Annotated in this window: 23 protein-coding genes; 9 read left to right on the top strand and 14 right to left on the bottom strand. The window is 68.4% G+C overall.

Translation table 11 applies throughout. The annotated features are described in order from the left end of the window. Window positions 1-143: 143 nt before the first annotated feature. Entirely contained in the window at window positions 144-926 is a 783-nt protein-coding gene (locus ACT2FV_RS07410) for an ABC transporter substrate-binding protein (protein WP_059466532.1), read from the bottom strand. A gap of 234 nt (window positions 927-1,160) precedes the next feature. On the opposite strand from ACT2FV_RS07410, the gene ACT2FV_RS07405 reads away from it, so the two are divergent. After that, window positions 1,161-1,580: an MbcA/ParS/Xre antitoxin family protein gene (locus ACT2FV_RS07405; protein ID WP_059601665.1), complete on the top strand. Its 420-nt coding sequence runs from the start codon at window positions 1,161-1,163 to the stop codon at window positions 1,578-1,580. Window positions 1,581-1,582: 2 nt separating this feature from the next. After that, window positions 1,583-2,281, top strand: coding sequence for an RES family NAD+ phosphorylase (locus ACT2FV_RS07400; RefSeq protein ID WP_226114840.1), 699 nt, complete (start codon window positions 1,583-1,585; stop codon window positions 2,279-2,281). A 64-nt stretch (window positions 2,282-2,345) separates the two neighbouring features. Here the strand turns inward: ACT2FV_RS07400 and ACT2FV_RS07395 are convergent, their stop codons facing one another. Continuing rightward, window positions 2,346-3,071 (bottom strand): metallophosphoesterase, encoded by a 726-nt coding sequence (locus ACT2FV_RS07395; protein WP_444503541.1) that lies wholly within the window; start codon window positions 3,069-3,071, stop codon window positions 2,346-2,348. Window positions 3,072-3,207: 136 nt separating this feature from the next. Between ACT2FV_RS07395 and ACT2FV_RS07390 the strand changes: the two genes are divergently transcribed. Further along, a complete protein-coding gene (locus ACT2FV_RS07390) occupies window positions 3,208-3,861 on the top strand; it encodes a DUF1345 domain-containing protein (RefSeq protein ID WP_059601672.1) in 654 nt (217 codons plus the stop codon). Window positions 3,862-3,990: 129 nt separating this feature from the next. On the opposite strand, the gene ACT2FV_RS07385 is transcribed toward ACT2FV_RS07390, so the two are convergent. Beyond that, window positions 3,991-4,701 (bottom strand): class I SAM-dependent methyltransferase, encoded by a 711-nt coding sequence (locus ACT2FV_RS07385; protein ID WP_124901310.1) that lies wholly within the window; start codon window positions 4,699-4,701, stop codon window positions 3,991-3,993. Window positions 4,702-5,003: 302 nt separating this feature from the next. Between ACT2FV_RS07385 and ACT2FV_RS07380 the strand changes: the two genes are divergently transcribed. Beyond that, window positions 5,004-6,653, top strand: coding sequence for a DUF3459 domain-containing protein (locus ACT2FV_RS07380; protein ID WP_444503909.1), 1,650 nt, complete (start codon window positions 5,004-5,006; stop codon window positions 6,651-6,653). Between the two features lie 39 nt (window positions 6,654-6,692). On the opposite strand, the gene ACT2FV_RS07375 is transcribed toward ACT2FV_RS07380, so the two are convergent. The 5 genes from ACT2FV_RS07375 to ACT2FV_RS07355 form a co-directional block, all read right to left on the bottom strand. After that, window positions 6,693-7,277 (bottom strand): thiamine phosphate synthase, encoded by a 585-nt coding sequence (locus ACT2FV_RS07375; RefSeq protein WP_151051376.1) that lies wholly within the window; start codon window positions 7,275-7,277, stop codon window positions 6,693-6,695. A 22-nt stretch (window positions 7,278-7,299) separates the two neighbouring features. After that, window positions 7,300-8,640, bottom strand: a complete 1,341-nt coding sequence (locus tag ACT2FV_RS07370) for a hemolysin family protein (RefSeq protein WP_059601678.1) — start codon at window positions 8,638-8,640, stop codon at window positions 7,300-7,302. 76 nt (window positions 8,641-8,716) lie between these two features. After that, complete coding sequence (locus tag ACT2FV_RS07365) at window positions 8,717-9,496, bottom strand: sensor histidine kinase (protein ID WP_151051374.1); 780 nt, start codon at window positions 9,494-9,496, stop codon at window positions 8,717-8,719. A 67-nt stretch (window positions 9,497-9,563) separates the two neighbouring features. Continuing rightward, window positions 9,564-10,487 (bottom strand): DMT family transporter, encoded by a 924-nt coding sequence (locus tag ACT2FV_RS07360; RefSeq protein WP_059601682.1) that lies wholly within the window; start codon window positions 10,485-10,487, stop codon window positions 9,564-9,566. A 41-nt stretch (window positions 10,488-10,528) separates the two neighbouring features. Then, window positions 10,529-11,386, bottom strand: a complete 858-nt coding sequence (locus tag ACT2FV_RS07355) for a LysR family transcriptional regulator (RefSeq protein ID WP_174919759.1) — start codon at window positions 11,384-11,386, stop codon at window positions 10,529-10,531. A gap of 109 nt (window positions 11,387-11,495) precedes the next feature. On the opposite strand from ACT2FV_RS07355, the gene ACT2FV_RS07350 reads away from it, so the two are divergent. The 3 genes from ACT2FV_RS07350 (at window position 11,496) to ACT2FV_RS07340 (ending at window position 14,544) form a co-directional block, all read left to right on the top strand. Continuing rightward, window positions 11,496-11,879 (top strand): tautomerase family protein, encoded by a 384-nt coding sequence (locus ACT2FV_RS07350; RefSeq protein ID WP_151048564.1) that lies wholly within the window; start codon window positions 11,496-11,498, stop codon window positions 11,877-11,879. 139 nt (window positions 11,880-12,018) lie between these two features. After that, window positions 12,019-13,650 (top strand): CHAD domain-containing protein, encoded by a 1,632-nt coding sequence (locus tag ACT2FV_RS07345; protein ID WP_444503540.1) that lies wholly within the window; start codon window positions 12,019-12,021, stop codon window positions 13,648-13,650. A 48-nt stretch (window positions 13,651-13,698) separates the two neighbouring features. Further along, window positions 13,699-14,544, top strand: a complete 846-nt coding sequence (locus tag ACT2FV_RS07340; RefSeq protein WP_444503539.1) for a TOBE domain-containing protein — start codon at window positions 13,699-13,701, stop codon at window positions 14,542-14,544. A gap of 173 nt (window positions 14,545-14,717) precedes the next feature. Here the strand turns inward: ACT2FV_RS07340 and ACT2FV_RS07335 are convergent, their stop codons facing one another. The 4 genes from ACT2FV_RS07335 to ACT2FV_RS07320 form a co-directional block, all read right to left on the bottom strand. Then, entirely contained in the window at window positions 14,718-15,419 is a 702-nt protein-coding gene (locus ACT2FV_RS07335) for a sulfate/molybdate ABC transporter ATP-binding protein (protein ID WP_124621150.1), read from the bottom strand. Window positions 15,420-15,525: 106 nt separating this feature from the next. Then, window positions 15,526-16,203, bottom strand: coding sequence for a molybdate ABC transporter permease subunit (gene modB / locus ACT2FV_RS07330; RefSeq protein ID WP_059601856.1), 678 nt, complete (start codon window positions 16,201-16,203; stop codon window positions 15,526-15,528). Window positions 16,204-16,213: 10 nt separating this feature from the next. Continuing rightward, window positions 16,214-17,011 (bottom strand): molybdate ABC transporter substrate-binding protein, encoded by a 798-nt coding sequence (gene modA, locus ACT2FV_RS07325; protein WP_124901301.1) that lies wholly within the window; start codon window positions 17,009-17,011, stop codon window positions 16,214-16,216. Window positions 17,012-17,151: 140 nt separating this feature from the next. Further along, window positions 17,152-17,847: a phosphatase PAP2 family protein gene (locus ACT2FV_RS07320; RefSeq protein ID WP_059601697.1), complete on the bottom strand. Its 696-nt coding sequence runs from the start codon at window positions 17,845-17,847 to the stop codon at window positions 17,152-17,154. Between the two features lie 249 nt (window positions 17,848-18,096). Between ACT2FV_RS07320 and ACT2FV_RS07315 the strand changes: the two genes are divergently transcribed. Beyond that, window positions 18,097-19,206: an extracellular catalytic domain type 1 short-chain-length polyhydroxyalkanoate depolymerase gene (locus tag ACT2FV_RS07315; protein WP_444503538.1), complete on the top strand. Its 1,110-nt coding sequence runs from the start codon at window positions 18,097-18,099 to the stop codon at window positions 19,204-19,206. Between the two features lie 81 nt (window positions 19,207-19,287). Next, complete coding sequence (locus ACT2FV_RS07310) at window positions 19,288-19,464, top strand: DUF3563 family protein (protein ID WP_069228557.1); 177 nt, start codon at window positions 19,288-19,290, stop codon at window positions 19,462-19,464. 108 nt (window positions 19,465-19,572) lie between these two features. Here the strand turns inward: ACT2FV_RS07310 and ACT2FV_RS07305 are convergent, their stop codons facing one another. Together ACT2FV_RS07305 and ACT2FV_RS07300 are read right to left on the bottom strand one after the other, a co-directional pair. Next, on the bottom strand, window positions 19,573-19,992 hold the full coding sequence (locus tag ACT2FV_RS07305) for an organic hydroperoxide resistance protein (RefSeq protein ID WP_031399791.1): 420 nt from the start codon (window positions 19,990-19,992) through the stop codon (window positions 19,573-19,575). 154 nt (window positions 19,993-20,146) lie between these two features. Further along, window positions 20,147-20,599: a MarR family winged helix-turn-helix transcriptional regulator gene (locus tag ACT2FV_RS07300; protein ID WP_059601701.1), complete on the bottom strand. Its 453-nt coding sequence runs from the start codon at window positions 20,597-20,599 to the stop codon at window positions 20,147-20,149. Window positions 20,600-20,705: the final 106 nt, after the last annotated feature.

Genomic DNA, 20,705 nt, shown 5'->3' with positions numbered 1-20,705 from the left:
GACGTGCGGCGTCCGGATGCGCGATACGGACGATGAACCGGCGCGACGGCGAACGTCAGGGAGGCGTCGCCGTCCGGCGAGCAGGGGAGGGGCGGTCAGACCGCGCGCGACGGGTATCGCACCCGTCCGCGCGCGGCGCCGCTTCAGCCGCCGTAGATGTCGAAGTCGAAGTACTTCGACGCGAGCCGCTTGTACGTGCCGTCCTTGACCATGTCGAGGATCGCGCGATCGATCTTCGCCTTCAGGTCGGTGTCTTCCTTGCGCAGCCCGATGCCGGCGCCGATGCCGAGCACCTTCTCGTCGACGAGTTCGGGCCCGACGAACTGGTAGCCCGCGCCGCGCGGCGACTTCAGGAACCCGATCGCGGCCTGCACCTCGTCCTGCAGTGCGGCGTCGAGGCGGCCCGACGTCAGGTCCGCATACACGCCGTCCTGGTTCTGGTACGACACGACGTTCGCACCCTGCTTCGCCCAGTACGCCTTCGCATACGCTTCCTGCGTCGTGCCCTGTTCGACGCCGATCGACTTGCCCTTCAGCGATTCGGCTGTCGGCAGCAGCGGCGAACCCTTCTTCACGACGAGCCGCGTCGGCTGGTTGTAGATCTTCGTCGTGAAGCCGATCTGTTCCGCGCGCTGCGGCGTGATCGACATCGACGACAGCACCGCGTCGAACTTCTTCGCCTTCAGCGCCGGGATCATCCCGTCGAAATCGTTCTCGAGCCACACGCACTTCGCCTTCAGCCGTGCGCAGATCTCGTTGCCGAGGTCGATGTCGAAGCCGACGAGCTTGCCGTCGGGCGCCTTCGATTCGAACGGCGCGTAGCTGGCATCGGTGCCGAAGCGCAGCGTGGTCCAGTCCTTCGCGACGGCGGGGCCTGCCGATACCGCGAGCAGGGCGATCGAAACGGCGGCAATCAGTCTCTTCATGGTGGTTCCTTGGCGTGGTCTATCCGGTTCTGGGCGACACGGTTGCTGCGGGGGACGCTCCGCGTCCCGGTGCGCTGTCCGCACGCTCATTAACGCAGAAAATAAAATTACAGTCCAGAATGGACAAAAAATATCGATCCTTCGGACGGAATGCCGACGCCGTGGGGGGCGACCCTTGCAAAAATGCGAAAATGGACTAATCTTGTTAGTAAATTCGTTTCGAGACTAACGATCATGTCACAGCCCGCCTTCGATTCGCATTCCGCCCCGCGGCAGGCCTCGGTCGCGCGGATGTCGGCGGCCGGCCTGCGTGCGTTCTTCAACATCGCGCGCGACTGGGAGCTGACGATCGACGAACAGATCGTGCTACTCGGGTCGCCCGGCCGCTCGACGTTCTTCAAGTGGAAGGCCGCGCCTGAATCGGCCCGCCTGCCGCGCGATACGCTCGAGCGGCTATCGCTGCTGCTCGGCATCTACAAGGCGCTGCAGATCCTGCTGCCGCAGCCGGCCGCGGCCGACACCTGGGTCAAGCGGCCCAACGACGCCGCACCGTTCGGCGGCAAGCGCGCGCTCGACCGCATGCTCGCCGGCAACGTCGGCGACCTGGTTGCCGTCCGTCAATATCTCGACGCGATGCGGGGTGGCTGGGCGTGACGATGCCGATTGAAGAAGTACAACACTGGCCCACGACCGTCGTCGACTGGGCACCTGCCTATCGCGTGATTCCCACCCGTTTTCCGGCCATCAACCTGTTCGACCGCGTGGCGGCCGCCGAGGATTTCGACGCGCTCTATGCGCTCGAATCGCTGACCAACGACCGCATTCGCAACGAAGTCGGCACGCTCGACCTCGTGCCGCCGGCCGAGCGTCGCTACGGCCCGGGTTGGGGGCCGATCATGGCCGCGTTCACGCACCTGAATCCGCAGGGCAGCCGCTTTTCCGACGGCAGCTACGGCGTGTTCTACTGCGGACGGTCGCGCGATACGGCGATCGCCGAGACGCGCTATCACAGCGGGCTGTTCCTGGCCGCGACGAAGGAGGCGCCGATGCGCCAGCAGATGCGGCTGTACACGGTGTACGCGCAGGGCGACGTCGCCGACGTGCGCACGTGGCCGCAGCGCAGCCCGGGGCTGCTCGATCCGCTCGACTACAGCGCCGGGCAGGCGCTCGGTCGCACGGTGCGCAATGCGGGCGGCGCGGGGATCGTCTATCCGTCGGTGCGCGACCCGCGCGGCGAGTGTCTCGCGGCGTTCCGCACGACGTTGCTGCGCGACTGCCATCACGCGGCGTATCTCGAATACAACTGGAACGGTTCCGCGATCGATGCGGTGTTCGAACTGAACCAGGTCGGCTAGCCAGCGCGTTGGGCATGGCATGAACGCTGCCGGCCCCAAGCCCCGTCATTGGCGTGAACAGGCTTTAAGGCAGCGGCAGGTCGCCCGCATGACGTGCGCGCGCGTCGGCCTGGGTGAGCGACCACGTCTCGCCCGTGCGCGGCTCGACGATCGTCAGGCGTCCGGACGGTGCGAACGCGCCGGTGTCGATGAACCATTGCGCGCCGATGCGCTGCGGCGCGCGCACGGGCGTGTGGCCGGTGCAGGTCAGCGACAGGCCGGCCTGCCGGGCCGGGTCGGCGAGCCCCTGCACCAGGTCGCGCCCCCAGATCAGCCGCTCGCGCACGTCGGGCGAATAGCTGCCCGTGTCGAGTTCGGCGTCCGAACCGAAGAATTCCGCATGCAGCACGTTGAAGCGCGCGGGGCCGTCGCCGATCACGCGCACGAGCGGCAGCGCGTCGACGCGTGCCGCATGCGCGTGCAGCCGTTCCGGCGGAAGATCGGCGCCCCAGTCGCCGCCGATTCCGCGCCACGCGTCGGGCGACAGCTTGCCGCGCGACACGAGGCTCAGCACTTCTTCGTGATTGCCGCGCACCACGTGGCACCACGGGCGGTCGAGCAGCTCGAGCGCGGTTTCGGACGCGGGGCCGCGATCGACGAGATCGCCGACCGAGAACAGCCGGTCGCGAGCCGAGTCGAAGCCGATGTCGTGCAGCAGCGCGCGCAGCACATCCACGCAACCGTGCAGATCGCCGACGACGAAGTCGCGGCCGGCCGCGTTCGCGGGATGATGGCAGAGGACGGGAGTCATCCCGATATCTTAGGCGCTCACGCCCATCGCAACGTCATGCAGGAATGGCGATAATCGGGGCGGTACCGCCCGGCACGGCGCAGCGGGCCGTTCGCACGCCGGCTGAACCCTTTCCATCCGCTTTCGGAATCGTACGATGACGCTTTATCCGCAGGTGTTACGCAATCGGCCGCGCATGGTCGCCGCCTTCGCCGCCGGCGTGCTGTGCGCGGTGCTGCTGCCGTGGCAGTTGAGGCCGACCGCGCGCGCGCTGATCGGCTGGGATTGCACGATCTGGCTGTATCTCGTGCTGATGTGGGTGCGCATGGTCACCGCGCATCATCACCAGGTGCGCGAGATCGCGATCCGCGAGGACGAGAGCGCGACGACCGTGCTGACGGTCATCTGCATCGCGACAGTCGCGAGCGTCGCCGCGATCGCGATCGAACTCGCGACCGCGAAGAACGTGGGCTTTCGCGCCGGGCTCGGCCATTACGCGGTCACGGGCGCGACGCTGTTCGGTGCATGGTTCCTGATTCCGACGATCTTCACGTTGCACTATGCGCGGCTCTATTACGGCTCGCCGAGCGGCGATCGCGCGCTACGGTTCCCCGACCGCAACCCCGAGCCCGATTACTGGGATTTCCTGTATTTCGCGTTTACGCTCGCGGTCGCGTCGCAGACGGCCGACGTGTCGCTCGCGAACCGTTCTGCTCGGCGCGCGGTGCTCGCGCAATCCATCTTGTCGTTCTACTTCAACATGGCCGTGCTCGGGCTGTCGATCAACGTCGCGGCAGGGTTGTTGAGCTGACGCGGGTGACTTGAGCCGTTCGTACGCACTGCCACGCTCGAGCGTGCGGCGGTCGGCGGGCCGCGCGAGGATCGCTTCGAGAAAGCACGCGATTGCCGTGTGCGTGCCGCCTCGTGCCGTTTCTCGTGGTCACGCGCCGCGCCGCATCGCGATCCACGCCCCCCAGAACAGGCTCGAGAAAAAGCGCAGCGGCGCATCGAAGCCCGCATCGTGCAGCAACGCGAACACGGCTTCCTCGGCAGCCGGCGGATCGGCGCCCTGCAGGATTTTCGCCAGCTGCGCACGCACGGCGTCGGGCGTCGCGCCCTTCATCCGCCAGCGCTGTTGCCACGCGTCGAGCAGGCGAGGGTGGTCCGCATAGCGGCGATAGTTGCCCGCGATCACGAGCGGTGCGCCGGGCTTCAGGCGGCGCGCGATCGCATCCAGCAGCGCGGCCTTCGCCGCGTCGCCGGGGACGTGATGCAGCACGCCGATCAGCGTCGCGCCGTCGAAGGCCGGCGCATCGGGCAGCGCATCGACGCCGGCCTCGACGAATTGCGTGCGTGCGGCGAACCCCGCCGCTTCGACGTTGGCACGCGCGAGCGCGAGCATCGGCGCGGACGGATCGACGGCCGTGAACTGCCAGCCGGGTTCCAGGGCCGCGGGTACGCAGATTTCCTGCCCGGTGCCGCCTGCTCCCACGACGAGGAGCCGCGCCTGCGGCACACCGATCGCCGATGCGAGCATGCACGCGGCCAGCTCGTGGCACGCGTCGTAGCCGGCGAGCGCGATGCGGGATTGTTCGGCGTATTCGTGCGCGCGTGCCGGATCGAACTTCGCGGCGCTGGCGGGGAGCGACATGGCGGATTCCTCGGGTTCGGGCGCGGACGGGGTGCCCACGCGCATCGCACGGAGCGTAAGCGCGGGTCGGCCGCGCAACAAGGCGAGCGGCCATTCCGGTATGCGGACTACCCGACTCGGCGCGCCACATGCGCAACGATTGACGGGGTCGATTCGCATTAAAAAATGTGAGGAGTCGATGCATCGCGGCCGTGAAACCGGCGCATACTTTTCTTCCCCCCTGCCTGGCCGTCGCATGCCGGGCCCCGATGCGCCGCGTCGACCGCGCGGCCATGCCGCTCGGCACGCACGAGGAGCGCATGATGTCAGATTGTCCGCACGATCCGTATGCGCAGCACTACATTCACTGCCTGCCGTCCGGCGCGCAGCCCTGCGGCGCGCTCGGCACGTCGCCGCGCACGCATTTCCGCGTATGGGCACCGGGCAGCACGCATGTTCAGCTCGAACTCGATACCGGTATGGGCCCGACGCTCGTCCCGATGACGGCGGCCGGTCCGCACTGGTTCGAGGCGTTCGTCGAATGCGGTGCGGGCGCGCGTTACCGTTATCGGCTCGACGACGTCACGTCGATTCCGGATCCCGCATCGCGTTCGCAACCCGACGGGCTCAACGGCCCGAGCGAGGTCGTCGATCCGCGCGCATTCACGTGGCGCAACACGTTCTGGCGCGGACGTCCGTGGGAGGGCATTGCGCTGTACGCGATTCGTCCGCACGCGGTCGGCGGCTTCGAGGGCGTGCGCCGCCGGTTGCCTCAGCTTGCCCGTCTCGGCGTGACCGCGCTGGAGGTGCTCGCGTCGCCGCACGACAGCCTGCCATTCGCGCCGCTCGCGGCGGAGGGCGGCCCCGACGCACTGAAGGCGCTGATCGACGATGCGCACGGCTACGGTCTCGCGGTGCTGCTGGAGCTCGATTACGCGCGCTTCGGCAGCGGCACCGACGCGCTGCGTCATTACGCGGCACCATTCTTTCATACGCGCGACGATCCGCTGCAGGTGCCGCCGCTCGCGCTCGACCATCCGGAGGTTTGCGACTTCTTCTGCGACAACGCGCTGTACTGGATCGACGAATACCGTTGCGACGGCTTGCGGCTGCGCGAGGCCGACCGGATCGGCACGTCGTGGCTGCGGGAGATCGCCGATCGCGTGCGCGCGGCCGTGCCGGCCGACCGAATGATCCACCTCGTGCTCGGCAGCGAGCGTCATCCGGTGCATCTGGCCGATACGCATTTCGATGCGCAGTTGAACGGTTGCGGAGAACGTGCGCTGCATCGGCTGACGGGGCGCGACGTGTCGGTGCACGAAGGGATTTCGCCGAACCAGTCGATCCACACGCTTGCTCGCGCGCTGACCGCGGCAGGCGCGGCATTCCAGCCGGCCACGGCGGGCGACGGTCCAGGCGCCGAAGGGTTGTCGCTCACGTCGCTGGTGCTGTCCGACGGCGCATGGCGCGAAAGCGAGCATGGTGACCACGAGCAAACTCCCGACCTCGCGGCGCTTGCGCTATCGCTGCTCACGCCGCAGATCCCGCTGATCTTCGACGAAACCGCGCGCGATGTCGATCGTGCGCATTTCGTGCAGTCGGCGCTCGCGGTGCGCGCGAAGCTGATTGCGCCGCGGCTGTCCGATTGCCGGCCGCAGGACGCGCATGCGCTGAAGGCGAGCGGTGACGGGGACGCCGATGCGCTGCTTGCATCATGGCGGCTCGCCGATGACGAGACGCTGACCATCGCATTGAACCTGTCACCCGACGCGGTGCCGTTCGAGGCGCCGAGCGGGCAGGTCGTGTTCGAGACGCCGGCACGCGCACGCGACCGGGTCGATGAAGGGGAGTTGCCGCCGTATTCGCTCGTCGCATGGCTGACGGGCGACGTCAACCGGTACGCGCTGACGCACGACGTGCGCCGGATCGACGGCAGCGCACGGCACGCAATGCGTCCCGTTCCGGGCGCATGATGCCTGCGGCCGGCCGGATGCTGGCGCACCCGGCCGCACTTACCAGAAGCTGCGAATGCCCGCGACGCCGTACGCGCCGTGGCGGCGCGCTTCGTCGAGATGCGCGCGTGTCATGCCGCCGAGCGCATAGACCGGCATCGTGGCCTGCGCGGCCAACGCGGCGAATCGCGTCCAGCCGAGCGTCGGCGCCCCCGGATGGCTGAGTGTCGGCAATACGGGCGACAGCGTGACGAAATCCACGCCCGCGCGCGCGGCCAGCACGAGATCGTCGGCCCCGTGGCATGCGGCCGACATGAGGCGCGCGGCCGGCAGCGGCCGTTGCGCGACCGCGCGCAGCGCGGCGCCGTCGAGGTGCCAGCCCGCGCCGTCGAGCTGCATCACGCCCGCCACATCGATCGGCCCGTTGAGCATCAGTTGCGCGTCGGCCGCGTCGCAGCGCGCGAGCGCATCGGCGGCCAGCCGCGCGAACGCGTCTGCATCGAACGACTTCACGCGCAACTGCACGAGCGTCCCGCCGCGCGCCAGCACGGCCGACAGCCTGTCGAGGAATGCGTGGCAATCGGCGGCCGACGCGGACGCCGGCTCCGGCGTGATCACGTAGCAGCGCGGCAACGTCGGACTCATCGCGCGCGGCGAGCGGCGGCCGTCATTCGTCCGCCTCCTTCGCGATCTTCGGGTAGACGCGCACCAGCACGATGCGCGGCCCGTTCATCTTCTTCACGACGACGTCGAAGCGATCGAACGACACGCGCTGCCCTTCGGTCGGCAAATCGTTGAGCGCCTGGATTACGAGGCCGCCGACCGATTCCGCGCGCCCTTCGTCGATGTCGATGCCGAGCGCCTGCTCGAGCGACACGACGGGCAGGCTACCCTTGCCCATCAGCGTGCCGTCGTCGAGGCGGCTCCAGTCCGCATCGCCCTGGCGGAACTCGTCGTGGATCTGGCCGACCAGCGCGCCGAGCAGGTTGTCGAGCGTCAGGAAGCCGATCGGCTTCTCGCCCTTGTTGCCGACCAGCGCGAAGTGCGGCGCGCCCTTGCGGAAGCGGCGGAACAGGTCGAGTGCCGGCGTGTCGGGCTTCACGTACTGCACAGGGCGCACGTAGTCGGACAGGTCCTCGAGCGCAGCCCCGGCATGACGCGCGAGCAGCAGGTCCTTCAGGTGGATCAGCCCGCTCACCTCTTCGCGCGACGCATCCTCGAACAGCGGATAGCGGCTGAAGCGATGCCGCGCGACGATCTCCATGTTGTCGGGCAGCGGCAGGTCGCGGCGCAGGCCGATCATTTCATGGGCCGGCCGCATCAGGTCCGATACCGTCATCGACGAGAAATCGAGCGAATGCGCGAGCGTGTTCCACTCGTCGTTGGAGTACGTGCCGCGGGCCGGCTGAGCCGCGTTGCCCGCGCTGCGGCGGCTGCGCAGGATCAGCTTCAGCTCGTCGGTCGAGTAGTGCGCATCGCCGCCGTGGTCGGCCGACAGCCCCGCGAGCTTCAGCACCGCATTCGCGCTGCTGTTGAGCACCCAGATCGCCGGATACATCGCCCAGTAGAACGCGTAGAGCGGCAGCGCGACCCACAGGCCGACCTTTTCCGACTGGCGGATCGCCATCGATTTCGGGGCGAGCTCGCCAACCACGATGTGCAGGAACGAGATCAGCGAAAACGCGAACACGAGCGAGATCAGGTGGACGATGCGTTCGGACTGCACGCCGATCAGGTCGAGCAGCGGGCCGATCAGTTCCGCAAACGCCGGCTCGCCGACCCAGCCGAGGCCGAGCGACGCGAGCGTGATGCCGAGCTGGCAGGCGGACAGATAGGCGTCGAGCCGGCCGTGCACGATGGCGAGGATGCGCCCGCGCAGGCCGTGCTTGCGGGCAAGTGTCTTGACGCGCGTCGCGCGCAGTTTGACGAGGCCGAATTCGGCTGCGACGAAAAACCCGTTCAGGGCCACCAGGAACAACGCGCCGATGAGCGCGAAGATCTGTAACAAAGAATCGCTCCAGTCATGAAAGGCCCATCAGTATAGGGCCTGAAAGTGAAGTGTAATGAGTCGGGCTGCCGATCGCTTACACCTGCGCCTCGCAGGGGACGCAGAGCGAGAGGGTGGCGGCGGAGTTGTCGGCGAACGGGGTGTGGGTGAAGGTGCCGCCGTGCGCGAGGGCGACACGCTGGCACAGCGCGAGCGTCCCGGCGACGCGCTTCGCGTCGCGCGCGCGCAGCATCTCGTGGCGGGCGAACGGTTCGAATGCGTGCGGCAGCGCGGGATCGACGAGGGCGTCGGCGTTCACGTCGCAGGTGACGTGCGCGACGCACAGCGCGCCGTCGCGCGTGCATGTGAGGGTCACGCGACTACCGGCGGCGCTGGCTTCGACGGCCGTCGTCAGCATCGTCCAGAACGCCTGCGCGATGCGTTCGCGATCGGCGGTCAGCGACGGTTCGCCGTCGGGCAGCGTCGCGTCGATGGTCACCCGCCGCGCGTCGGCGAGCGCGAAGCGCACCAGCGCAAGCGTGTCGTCGAGCAGCGGGCGCAGCGCGAACGGCTGCACGGCGATCGCGAGTGTGCGCGTTGCGGCGCGCGGCGCGTCGAGCACGTCGTCGATCAGCGCGACCTGCTGGTCGATCCCTGCGCGGATGCCAGCGAGCGCGCGTTGCAGGTTCGGGTCGGCACCGGCGAGCTGGCGCTCGAGCACGTACGCCCAGCTGTGCATCGCGTTCAGCGGGCTGCGCAGGTCGTGCGATGCGGTGGACAGCGCCTGGTCGCGCAGGAACAGCGCCGCCTCGGCGGCATAGTGCGCTGCGCGTTCGCGCAGGAGGTCGGCGGCGGGATCGACGGAATTGGACGTCACGGAGCTGGCCTGTCGGAAGCGGTTGGCATGAAAAACACGCGAACCGCCATTATAGGGACCGCGCGTGTCACGCCGGCAGCGCGTCCTCGTCCTTTTTCCGGGCGTCGCCGTTCGGCAGCAGCTGGCAGGCGAGCAGGCCGGCCAGCATGAGCGCGCAGCCGACCAGCGCGCGCAGCGTCAGCGTCTCGCCGAGCGCGGCCCAGCCCGCGATGGCCGCGAACACGCCTTCCATGCTGAAGATCACGGCCGCGTGCGCGGGCGCCGCATCGCGCTGCGCGACGACCTGAAGCGTATAGCCGACGCCGACCGACAGCAGCCCGCCGTACAGCAGCGTCGGCAGCGCGCTGCGCAGCATCGCGACGCTGACCGGCTCGATCACGAGGCCGGCCGCGAGGCACAGCGCGCCGCACGCGACGAACTGCAGGAACGCGAGCACGAGCGGATCGTGCCGCTTCGCGAAATGGCCGACGGCCATCACGTGCGCGGCGATGATCACGGCGCCCGCGAGCTGGAACCAGTCGCCGTAGAGCACCGAGAAATGCTCGTCGATGCTGAGGAAGTACAGGCCGATCGCCGCGAGCAGCGCGCCGAACCACGTGCCGGCGCCGATCCGGTGGCGCGCGAACACGCCCATCAGCGGCACGATCACGACGTACAGCGAGCTGATGAAGCCCGCGTTCGCGACCCGTGTGTACTGCAGGCCGAACTGCTGCAGCGAGATCGATACGGCGAGCAGCCCGCCGAGCGCGAGGCCCGGCGCGAGCAGCGCCGGCTCGCGCCGAATCGCCGCGAGCTGCGCGCGCGAGCCCGCGTTGAACGTCAGCAGCGGGATCAACACCAGTGCGCCGAGCAGGAAGCGCAGCCCCGTGAACAGAAACGGCCCGATCACGTCGAGGCTCAGCCGTTGCGCGACGAACGCCGAGCCCCAGATCGCGGCGGCGGCGAGCATCAGCAGGTTGGCACGGAGGTGCTTGCGGGCTTCGGGCTTCATCGGAATTCTTCGGAATATTGCGAACGGCGGAACCGATCAGTTTACGCCGAGATTGCAAGACTGTCGGAAAACCTTCGGAGTGCGGCCGCCGCGCGGGCGTCGCGCACGCGCGAATACAGCACGACCTGCGAGTGCGGCAGCGGTGGCAAGCCGAATTTCGCGCCGACGTCGACCAGCGTGCGCGGGGCGACGCGCCGCGCCAGCGGACAGACCGCGAGCCCGGCTGCGGCGGCCGCCGTGACCGCTGCGACGCCGCCGCCCGTAAAGCGCTCGCGCCACGGCCGTCCGGCATGCTCGAGCGCGCGCAGCGCGGCGGCCCGCACGCCGCACGGCCCGGCCAGCACCGCGAGCGGCAGCGGCTCGCCGGCGCGCGGCGTCCAGTCGGGCGCGGCGAGCCACGCGAGCGGTTCGGTGAACAGCAGCGTGCCGTCGTCGCGCGGAGGATCCTCGCCTGGTTCGTGCCGCACGATCGCCGCGTCGAGTCGCCTTTCGTCGTATTGCACGATCAGGCTCGCCGACGTGCCCAGGTGCATTTCCAGCGACAGCCCGGGATCCTGCCGGTGCAGGCTCGTCAGCACGGCCGGCAGGTCCGGCACCGCAACGTGCTCGCTGACGCCGAGCGACAGGCGGTGCGTTCCGGCCGAAATCGCGCCGAGCGCCTGATCGTGCGCGTCGAGCAGCACGCGGGCGGCCGGCAGGAAGTTCTCGCCGTCAGCGGCCAGCTTGACGACACGCGGCGTGCGCGCGAGCAGCGGCTTGCCGAGGTGCGCTTCGAGCCGTTTCAGCTTCAGGCTGACGGCCGATTGCGTGGTGCCGAGCGCGTCGGCGGCACGCGTGAAGCTCGCGAGATCGGCGACCAGCACGAACGCGCGCACCGCATCGAGGTCGAGGACTTTCATTTCGAACGTAAATGGATGAAATATTGATTGATGACTGTTCATTATAGTCACGCGCGCCTAACCTGACGTGGCGTTTCCATTTTTCAACGTCACCGAAAGGAGCAGGATCATGCCGTTCACCCGTATCGCAGTGCGCGAAGGCAAACCGGCCGCCTACCGTGCGGCGCTCGTCGACGGCGTGCATCGCGCGCTGATGCACACGTTCAACGTGCCCGAGGACGACATCTTCATGGTCGTGACCGAGCATTCGGCCGAGAACTTTGTATTCGGCCGCCACTACCTCGACATCGAACGCAGCGGCGATCTCGTGATGATCCAGATCACGGCGAACAACACGCGCACGCTCGAGCAGAAGCAGGCGCTGTACCGGACCATCGCCGAAAACCTCGCGCGGCAGCCCGGCGTGCGGCCGCAGGACGTATTCATCAGTCTCGTCGAAGTGCTGAAGGAGGACTGGTCGTTCGGCAACGGCATCGCGCAATACGTCGTCTGATACGTCGTTTGATGCGCGACAGGCGCGACAGGGCCAGGTCGTCTCCCGCGCGATTTTGCGGCGTGTACTATGGAAGCTGCTTCACGGGCGACGCCGGCGCGGACGATGCGCCGGCGATTCTTCATGTGCAGGAGCCTCCATGTCGCGTGTGCTGGAAATCGTGTTGTGCCTGTCGCTGGAAGGTTGGCCGGTCAAGACGGGAAGCCGGGCCCGTGGCGAGCAGCGCGACTTCGGTGCCGAACTCGTCCGTGCGTGGCGGATCTGCCCGCAGGTGCGGATGCGGCGCGGCCAGGAGCGCGTGACGATCGAGCCGTGCCAGGTCGAGGAAGCCGAGACGAACCCCGGCGAGTGCTGGTGGACGTGGATCGAGTCGAACGCGCAGGGGCGGCGGGTCGTCGCGTCGCGCACGAAGGCATTCGCGCCCGGTGTCGTGGCGCGTGAGTTGTTCGATGCCGAGCATGCGGGCATCGTCGTGGCCACGCCGGTGTCGGTGCCGATCGCCGATTCGGAATCCGCGGAGGCCACGGACGAGGGCGACCGCGTGACGGCCGGCGCCGTCGACGAAGCGGCGGTTGCCGCATCGTCGGCACCGGCACCGCCGCGGCTCGTCAGCGAGCGGCGGCGCGGGCGCTGGGCGGACGACAGCGGCGTGGTGGTCGAGATGACGCTCGACGACATCACCCTGCACGGCGGCACCGAGCCGCCGCGCCGCCATGTCGAGCTGCGCCTCGCGGCACCCGACTGGGAAACCGCCGCCGCACGCATGGCCGCGCTGCGCGCGCTGTTTGCCGCCGCGCGCGAGCTCAGCGGCGCATGGCCCGCGTTCGTGCAACTGACCAGCGTGATCGATCGCGCGTGCGCGGGCGAGCCTGCCGTCGCCGGGCCGGTCAAGGCGCAACTCGTCGACCTGACCGGCATCCGCACGCAGCGGGCAGCGCTGTTCGCGCTGTCGGGTGACATCGCCGCGCAATGGCTCGGCAACGAGGGCGGTGTGCTCGACCGCGACGATCCCGAATTCGTGCACCAGATGCGCGTCGCGCTGCGGCGGCTGCGTACGCTGATGCGCTTCTTCCCGCGTTTCGCGGACGATCAATGGCAGGACACGTTCGGCGTCGACTTGAGCTGGCTTGCGGCGCTGCTCGGCACGGTGCGCGACTGGGACGTGTTCTCGACCGAGAGCCTGCCCGCGCTGATCGCGGCCGACGGCGGCAGCGCGGACTGGGACGGCACGCTCGACGCCGCGCGCGTACAGGCGATGGCCGCGCGCGTCGAACTGCGCCAGGCGCTGCATTCGGCGCGCTATGCGCGACTGACGCTCGGGTGGCTCGAGTGGCTGAGCGGGCTTGCGCTACCGCCGACCGATGCCGACGACGATGCACCGTCGCTGCGGCGTCACGCAACCAAGCGCGTGCGGCGGCTGTTCGGTCACCTGTATGCATCGCCGTCGCTCACGTCGCTCGACACGGCCGCGCGGCACCAGGTGCGGATCGACACGAAGCGGCTGCGCTACGCGCTCGAATTCTTCGCGTCGCTGGCATCGCGCCGCACGCGCAACGAAACGGTCAAGACGCTCGCGCGCGTGCAGAGCGTGCTTGGCGAGGCGAACGACACGATCGTCGCGCTGCATCATCTCGAGCAACTGGCGGCGCCCGCTTACCAGCTGGGTTTCGTGCGCGGCTACGGCGCCGCGCTCGAGCAACGCGCGGCGAGGGACGCCGAGACGCTGCTCGCGAGCCTGCGCCCGCCGAAGCTGGATGGCAAGCCGCGTTGAGCAGCGCGCGCTCACTATAATGGCCCCCCGTTTTCTTCAGACAGACCGATGAGCGACGCGTCGCCTCCTTCCTCTTCTGCCGGACCGCTCGAGCTGGGCGGCGAACTGTGGCTGCGCGCGGGCGAGCAGACGCTCGGCGGCGCCACCCGCATCGCGCTGCTCGCCGCGATCGGCGACACCGGGTCGATCACGCGCGCGGCGAAGGCCGTCGGCCTCAGCTACAAGGCCGCGTGGGATGCGATCGATACGATGAACAACCTGGCCGGCGAGCCGCTCGTGACGCGCTCGACGGGCGGCAAGGGCGGCGGCGGCACGACGCTGACGCCGCGCGCAACGTCGCTGATCGCCGCGTTCCGCACGATCGAGCGCGAGCATCGCCGCTTCATCGACGCCGCGAGCGCGGCGGTGTCCGGTTTCGACGTCGACTGGGCACTGATCGGCCGGATCGGGATGAAGACGAGCGCGCGCAACCAGTTGTTCGGCAAGGTCGAGTCGATCGTGCGCGGCACGGTGAACGACGAGGTGACGCTCGTGCTGCCCGGCGGGCAGGTGATCGTCGCGGTGCTGACGCACGAAAGTGCCGATGCGCTCGGCCTGCGGCCGGGCGCGGATGCGTGCGCGCTCGTGAAGGCGTCGTGGGTCGTGCTGGCCGTCGACGACGAAGGCGGAGCCGAAGCGTCTCTGAAGGTATCCGCACGCAACCAGTTGCACGGGACGGTCGAAACCGTCGCGGCGGGCGCGGTGAACAGCGAGGTGACGCTGGCGCTCGACGGCGGCGGGACGCTCACGGCCGTGGTCACGAACGACAGCGTCGGGGCGCTGCAACTCGACGCCGGCCGGTGTGCGATCGCGCTGTTCAAGGCATCGAGCGTGATTCTCGCGGTGACGGGCTGATTGCGCGCGGCGGCGGTGTGAGCCGTTTCCGGCGATGACCATGGGCGGGCGAGGCGAAACCGGCGCCGCCCAACGTACGCGAGGCGCCGGCTTCGATCCCGTTTTCAGCTTGTGCCGCCAGTGCGGCTTCTCTCAGGTCAAACGTGGCCGCTTGGGCCACCGCCTTCGCACGATCAGGTGACGCGCGTCGGCCACTCGGCGTGCGGCGTGGCGGCCTGCACGCGTCCTTCGCTCAATTGCACGACCTGGTCGCCGAATGCGGCGACGTCGTCGGGGTCGTGCGTGATGAGCACCATCGGGATATCGAGCCGCGCCTGCAGTTCGGCGAGCTCGTGGCGCATGCGCTGGCGCATCGCGCCGTCGAGTGCCGCGAACGGTTCGTCGAGCAGCAGGATGCGCGGCTGCGCGACCAGTGCGCGGGCAAGCGCGACGCGCTGCTTCTGTCCGCCCGACAGCTGCGACGGGAATTGCCCGGCGAGCGTGTCGAGTTCGAACGCATGCAGCCAGTACGCGACTTCGGGCGGCACGGTCTTCGCACGCGGATTGCGCAGGCCCGACGTGAGCCCGAACGCGATGTTCTGGCGCACGTTCAGGTGCGGAAACAGCGCATAGTCCTGGAACAGGTAGGCGACGCGGCGCGCACGGGTCGGCACGTCGATGCCGCGCGCGGAATCGAACAGCGGTTCGCCATTCAGCGCGATCGTGCCTTCGTCGGGCGACAGCAGGCCGGCGATCGCCTGCAGCGTCATGCTCTTGCCTGCGCCGGACGGCCCGAACAGCACGACGCGCTGCGTGGCGGCCGTGAACGACACGTCGAGTGTGAAGCGGCGCTCCGCATTCACGTAGGTCTTGCGGATGTCGACGGCGACGCTCATGCCGGTCTCCGTCGTGCCGCGCCGCGCGTGCGGGAAGCCGATCGCGCGACGGCAAGGCGTTTTGCCGCGACCCGTGAGGCGCGGCGGTACGGATGCGGCAGGCGCGTCATGTCAGCTGGCTCCGCCCGGCGCGCGACGGCACGAGCCAGCCGGTCGCGAGCAGCACGAGCACGCAGGTGATCGACGTCACCAGCACGAGGAAGTTGGCCGTGCTGTCGTCGCCGGCCTGCACCGCCGCATAGATCGCGACCGAAAGCGTCTGCGTGCGGCCGGGCAGGTTGCCGGCGATCATCAGCGTCGCGCCGAATTCGCCGAGCGCGCGCGCGAAGGCGAGCAGCGCACCGGCCAGGATGCCGCGCGTGGCGAGCGGCAGCGTCACGCGGAAGAACACCGCGGCTTCGCCGAGCCCGAGCGTGCGTGCCGCGCGCTCGAGATGCGGATCGACGCTTTCGAACGCCGTGCGCGCCGATTTGAGGATCAGCGGGAACGCGACGACCATCGATGCGATCACCGCGCCCTGCCACGTGAAGACGAGTTCGATGCCGAGCTTGTCGAGCCATGCGCCGAACACGCCGCGCCGGCCGAGCAGCACGAGCAGGTAATAGCCGAGCACCGTCGGCGGCAGCACGAGCGGCAGCGTCAGCAGCGAATCGACCACGTCGCGCATCGGCGAGCGCCAGCGCGCGAGCAGGAAGGCGGCGGCGACGCCGAGCACGATGTCGAGCGCGGTCGCCCAGCCGGCGACCTTCAGCGACAACAGCAGCGGCACCCAGGCGTCCTGCATCATGCTCTGCTCACTTGCCCGCGGGCTTGAAGCCGAACGTGGCCAGCACGGCCTGGCCCTGCGGCGACGCGACGAAGTCGATGAACGACTGCGCCTGTGCGGCATGGCGGCTGTCCTTGACCACCGCGATCGGATAGGTGATGGCCGTCTGCGTCGGCACGGTCAGCACCACCTTCACGCGGCCCGGCATGATCGCCGCGTCGGTGCCGAATACGAAGCCGGCGTCGACTTCGCCGCGTGCGACGTAATCGAGGCTCTGGCGCACGTTGGCGGCCAGCACGCCCTTCGCGCTGACGGCGTCCCATACGCCTGCCGCACGCAGCGCGCCTTCCGTGTAACGGCCGACCGGCACCGACGCCGGGTCGCCGTACGCGATGCGCTTCACGCCGGGCGCCGTCAGGTCGTTCAGCGACGTCGGCGCGGCCACGTGGCTGTCGGCCGGCACGATCATCACGAGCGAGTTCGCCGCGAAATCGCGGCGCGTACCCGGCACGATGACCTTTTCGCCGACCGCACGATCCATCGCCTTCTGGTCGGCCGATGCGAACACGTCGGCCGGCGCGCCCTTGGCGATCTGCTGCATCAGCACGTCCGACGCGCCAAAGTTGAACAGCACCTTGGTGTCCGGATGCTGCTTCTGATAAGCATCGCCGACGGCCTTGAACGCATTCGTCAGGCTTGCCGCCGCCGACACGACCAGCTCGTCGGCAGCGGAAGCCGGCCCGCTGAACGAGACGGCTGCGGCAAGCGCGGCGAGCGGCAGCAGGCGGAGCAGGGTGCGGCGAAGCGGGCGGACGGTTGAGCGCATGGACTGGTCGTTCGAATGGAATGGTTGGAACCGTAATCGTAATATAGGGCGGGTTATAACGCTCGACATACCGTTCATGCGACCGCGCGCATGAAATCTTCAGGCCTGAATGGCGACGGGAATGACGTGCGCGCGGCCCGTCACGCGTGCAGCAACGGCGGCGATCCGGTGCGGTGCAGCGACGACGGCTGATATGCGGGCCGGTAGTTGGGATTGGCTTTCCAGCGGGCGCGGACGAACGGCCGCTCGTGCCCCGACAATTCCAGCGCCACCCTGGTGACCCAGCGATGCGACGGCACCGTGACGCCGTGCAGCGCGACGGTGACGAGCGCGAGGCTCACGACGACCGCCGGCACCGACCAGCGGTGCGGCACTGCGTGCCACGAGCCGGCGATGAATGCCAGCGCGGCGATCGCGCCGACGATGCAGCCGGTGATCGATTCGGACGGCGAATGCGCGTCGAGCGCGACGCGCGACACGCCGACCGCGATGCCGGCCGCGAGCCCGAGCGCGATGCCGGCGATCCGCACCGTCGTGCGCGTGCGGATCAGCGCGAGGAAGATCGCGACGGGATAGACCGACGTCGACAGCATCGCGTGGCCGCTGAATCCCGTGAAGTCCCATGCGCGGATGCCGACGCCCCAGCCGAGGAATGCGATCTTGGTGAGCGCGACGACCCCGATCGCGACGGCGAGCACGCCGAGCCACGCGGCCGCGCGCTGCCACGAGTAGCCGAGCGCGAGCCACACGGCGATCGTGATCGCGAGCGGCAAGGTCAGTCCGGCGCCACCGAACGCGGTGATCGTGATCCACAGGTGAGAGGACAGGTCGAACATCGGGAGAGGAACGAGCAGAGGCGGGACGAATGCTTAAATCAACGCACGAGCCGGAGAGAACGACTACAACGGATACAAGCGGCTAAACCCCAGTATAGCGCCGCGTATGCTCGAGGCCCGTTTTTTGCGCCGCGGGGGAACTATCCGCGTGCAGGAAAAATCCCATAAACAATGCTATGGTGCATTGCACAAAGTCGAACGATCCACCGAGTGTTGTATCCCTATTTTTCCTGAACGCGAGCCCGATCGATGACCAAAAGTCTGACGAAGGTATGGCTGGGCGGCATGAAACGTATGCTGTCTCCGGCTGCCAAACGAGCGGCACGTGATGCACAGCGTATCGCGCGCGATACGCTCGAGGCCGCCGCGTCGCCCGCCGCAACCGATCTGTCCCCGCCGCGTGAGTCGCGCGTGCGGCCGCGCGCGGCTGCATGGGCGGCCGGCGAGTGGACGCGCGGCGAGCATCCGATGGCGCCCGCGCTCGGTCGCCTGGTCCAGCAGCTCGCCTACGGGCTGTACGTTCCACCTGGCCGCCGGCGCGGTGCGATACCGCTCGTGGTGATGCTGCACGGCTGCCAGCAATCGGTCGACGAGTTCGCGCAGGGCACCCGGATGAACCTGCTGGCCGACAAGCATGGCTTCGCGGTGCTGTATCCGGAGCAGTCGCTGCGCGCGCACGCGCACGGCTGCTGGCACTGGTACGAAGACACCGACCGCGCGGGGCGCGGCGAGGCGGACGCGGCCGCGTCGCTCGTCGACGCCCTCGTCGACGAGCACGGCTTCGACGCATCGCGCGTCTACGTCGCCGGGCTGTCGGCCGGCGCGGGCCTGGCAGCACTGCTCGCGCTGCACCACCCGGATCGCTTCGCGGCTGTGGCGCTGCACTCGGGCCCCGCGCTCGGCGAGGCGAATTCCGGGATCAGCGCGATGGACGTGATGCGGCGCGGCCTGCGGCAGAACCCGGCCGCGGTGGTCGACACGCTGGTCGATGCGGGGGCGTATCCGGGCATGCCCGTGTTGATCGTGCAGGGCGACCGGGACCATGTCGTCGCGCCGAAGAATGCGGACCAGTTGATGGTGCAGTTCATGCGCCTGAACGGGCTCGCGGACAGCCGCGGCGCACTGCGCGGCGGCGAGCGTGTGGAAACGCGCGAGGCTGGCGCGCAGATCACCGACGTGCGTCGCGATGGCGAGTCGATCGTGCGGCTCTGTCACGTGAAAGGGCTCGATCATGCGTGGGCGGGCGGTGACGAAGCGGTGCCGTTTCATGCGGCGGTCGGTCCCGATGCGAGCGCGATGATCTGGTCATTTTTCGAAGAAAATCGGCGCACTGTGGCGACCGAACGACGCGCCGTCTGATCGACGCTGGCCAAAGCCTAGGGTTTTCCCTATAATTCGGGAAAACCCTAGTCAAAGAACCTTTGGATTGCGAGATCAAACATGTACCTGCTGAGCCACCTCTTCCTGATGTTGACCAAGAACGCTGAAAAGGCCGCGAAAGAGCGCGCCGATGCCTATCTGGCCGAAGCAACCGACATCTACGATCTCGAATTCCGCATGCGCAAGATCGATCGCGAAGCGGCGATGAACCGTCCGTTCTCGTTCGGCTCGCGTTAAGCAGCGCAGCGCGGGCCGGCTCACCAGCCGGCCCGGCGAATCACGCAAAAGGGCGTGTGTGGCGAGCAGCCGCACACGCCCTTTTTGCATTCGGTGCCGCGCGTTGCGTCAGACGACCGTCAGGCGCACCGGCACGTTGTTGCGGGTCGCGTTCGAGTACGGGCACACGTGGTGCGCCTTGTCCACCAGCGCCTGTGCGTCGGCCTTGTCGAGCCCCGGCAGCGACACGCGCAGTTCGATGTCGAGCCCGAAGCCGCCGGCGTCGTTCGGGCCGATGCCCACTTCCGCGGTCACTTGCGTGTCGGCCGGCAGCGCCTGCTTGTTCTGGCCGGCGACGAACTTCATCGCGCTCAGGAAACAAGCCGAGTAACCTGCTGCAAACAGCTGCTCCGGATTCGTACCTTCCGCGCCCGTACCGCCGAGCTCGCGCGGCGCGGCCAGCTTCACTTCCAGCTTGTTGTCGGCCGATACCGCACGGCCGTCGCGGCCGCCCGTGCTCGTGGCGCTGGTCTTGTACAGAATGTTCATGGTGCAGCTCCTGTCGGAAGAATGGTAGGAAGCGGTCCGGTCGGACGGGGTGTCGCCGGCCACGAAGGAAATATAGAACACAAATGATTAGTGTGCAAATGAAATTTGAAGAAAAAGCCCGGCAGTGCCGGGCCTGTTTGAGATCGACGTGACGTCAGCCTTCGTTGGCGGCCGACAGCGCGTTGCGTAATTGCTGGAGATCCGCGCGCAGCCTGACCAGGAACTCGGGCGTTTGCTGCATCGCGCAAAAGAGATCGGCGGGCACCGAGCGCGCCTTGAGCTTCAGCGCTCGGCCTTCCGTCGTCACGCGCACGTTCACGACGCGCTCGTCGGTCGCACTGCGCACGCGTTCGACGTAGCCGAGCGCCTCGAGCCGCTTCAGCAGCGGTGTGACGGTGGCCGGGTCGAGGTCGAGGCGGGCGGCGATATCCTTCACCGCGATATCGTCACGTTCCCACAGCACGAGCATCGCCAGATATTGGGGATAGGTCAGCGACAGCTTGTCGAGCAGCGGCTTGTACGCCTTCGTCATCGCATGCGAAGTCGAATAGAGCGCGAAGCACAGTTGCTCGTCGAGCGTCTGGGGCAGCGGGGGCAGGCGGTCCATGATTCGGGTGGCGCGGCGGACGCGCTAATGATTTGCATGCAAATTATTTTGCGCGCAACAGATTCGATTGAACAGGGGGCAGCGTGAAGGTTGGGGCGGCCGGCGG

The sequence above is a fragment of the Burkholderia sp. PR2 genome, from assembly GCF_052372875.1.
Taxonomy (GTDB): Bacteria; Pseudomonadota; Gammaproteobacteria; order Burkholderiales; family Burkholderiaceae; genus Burkholderia; species Burkholderia diffusa.
This window is presented reverse-complemented; position numbering and strand designations above follow the sequence as displayed.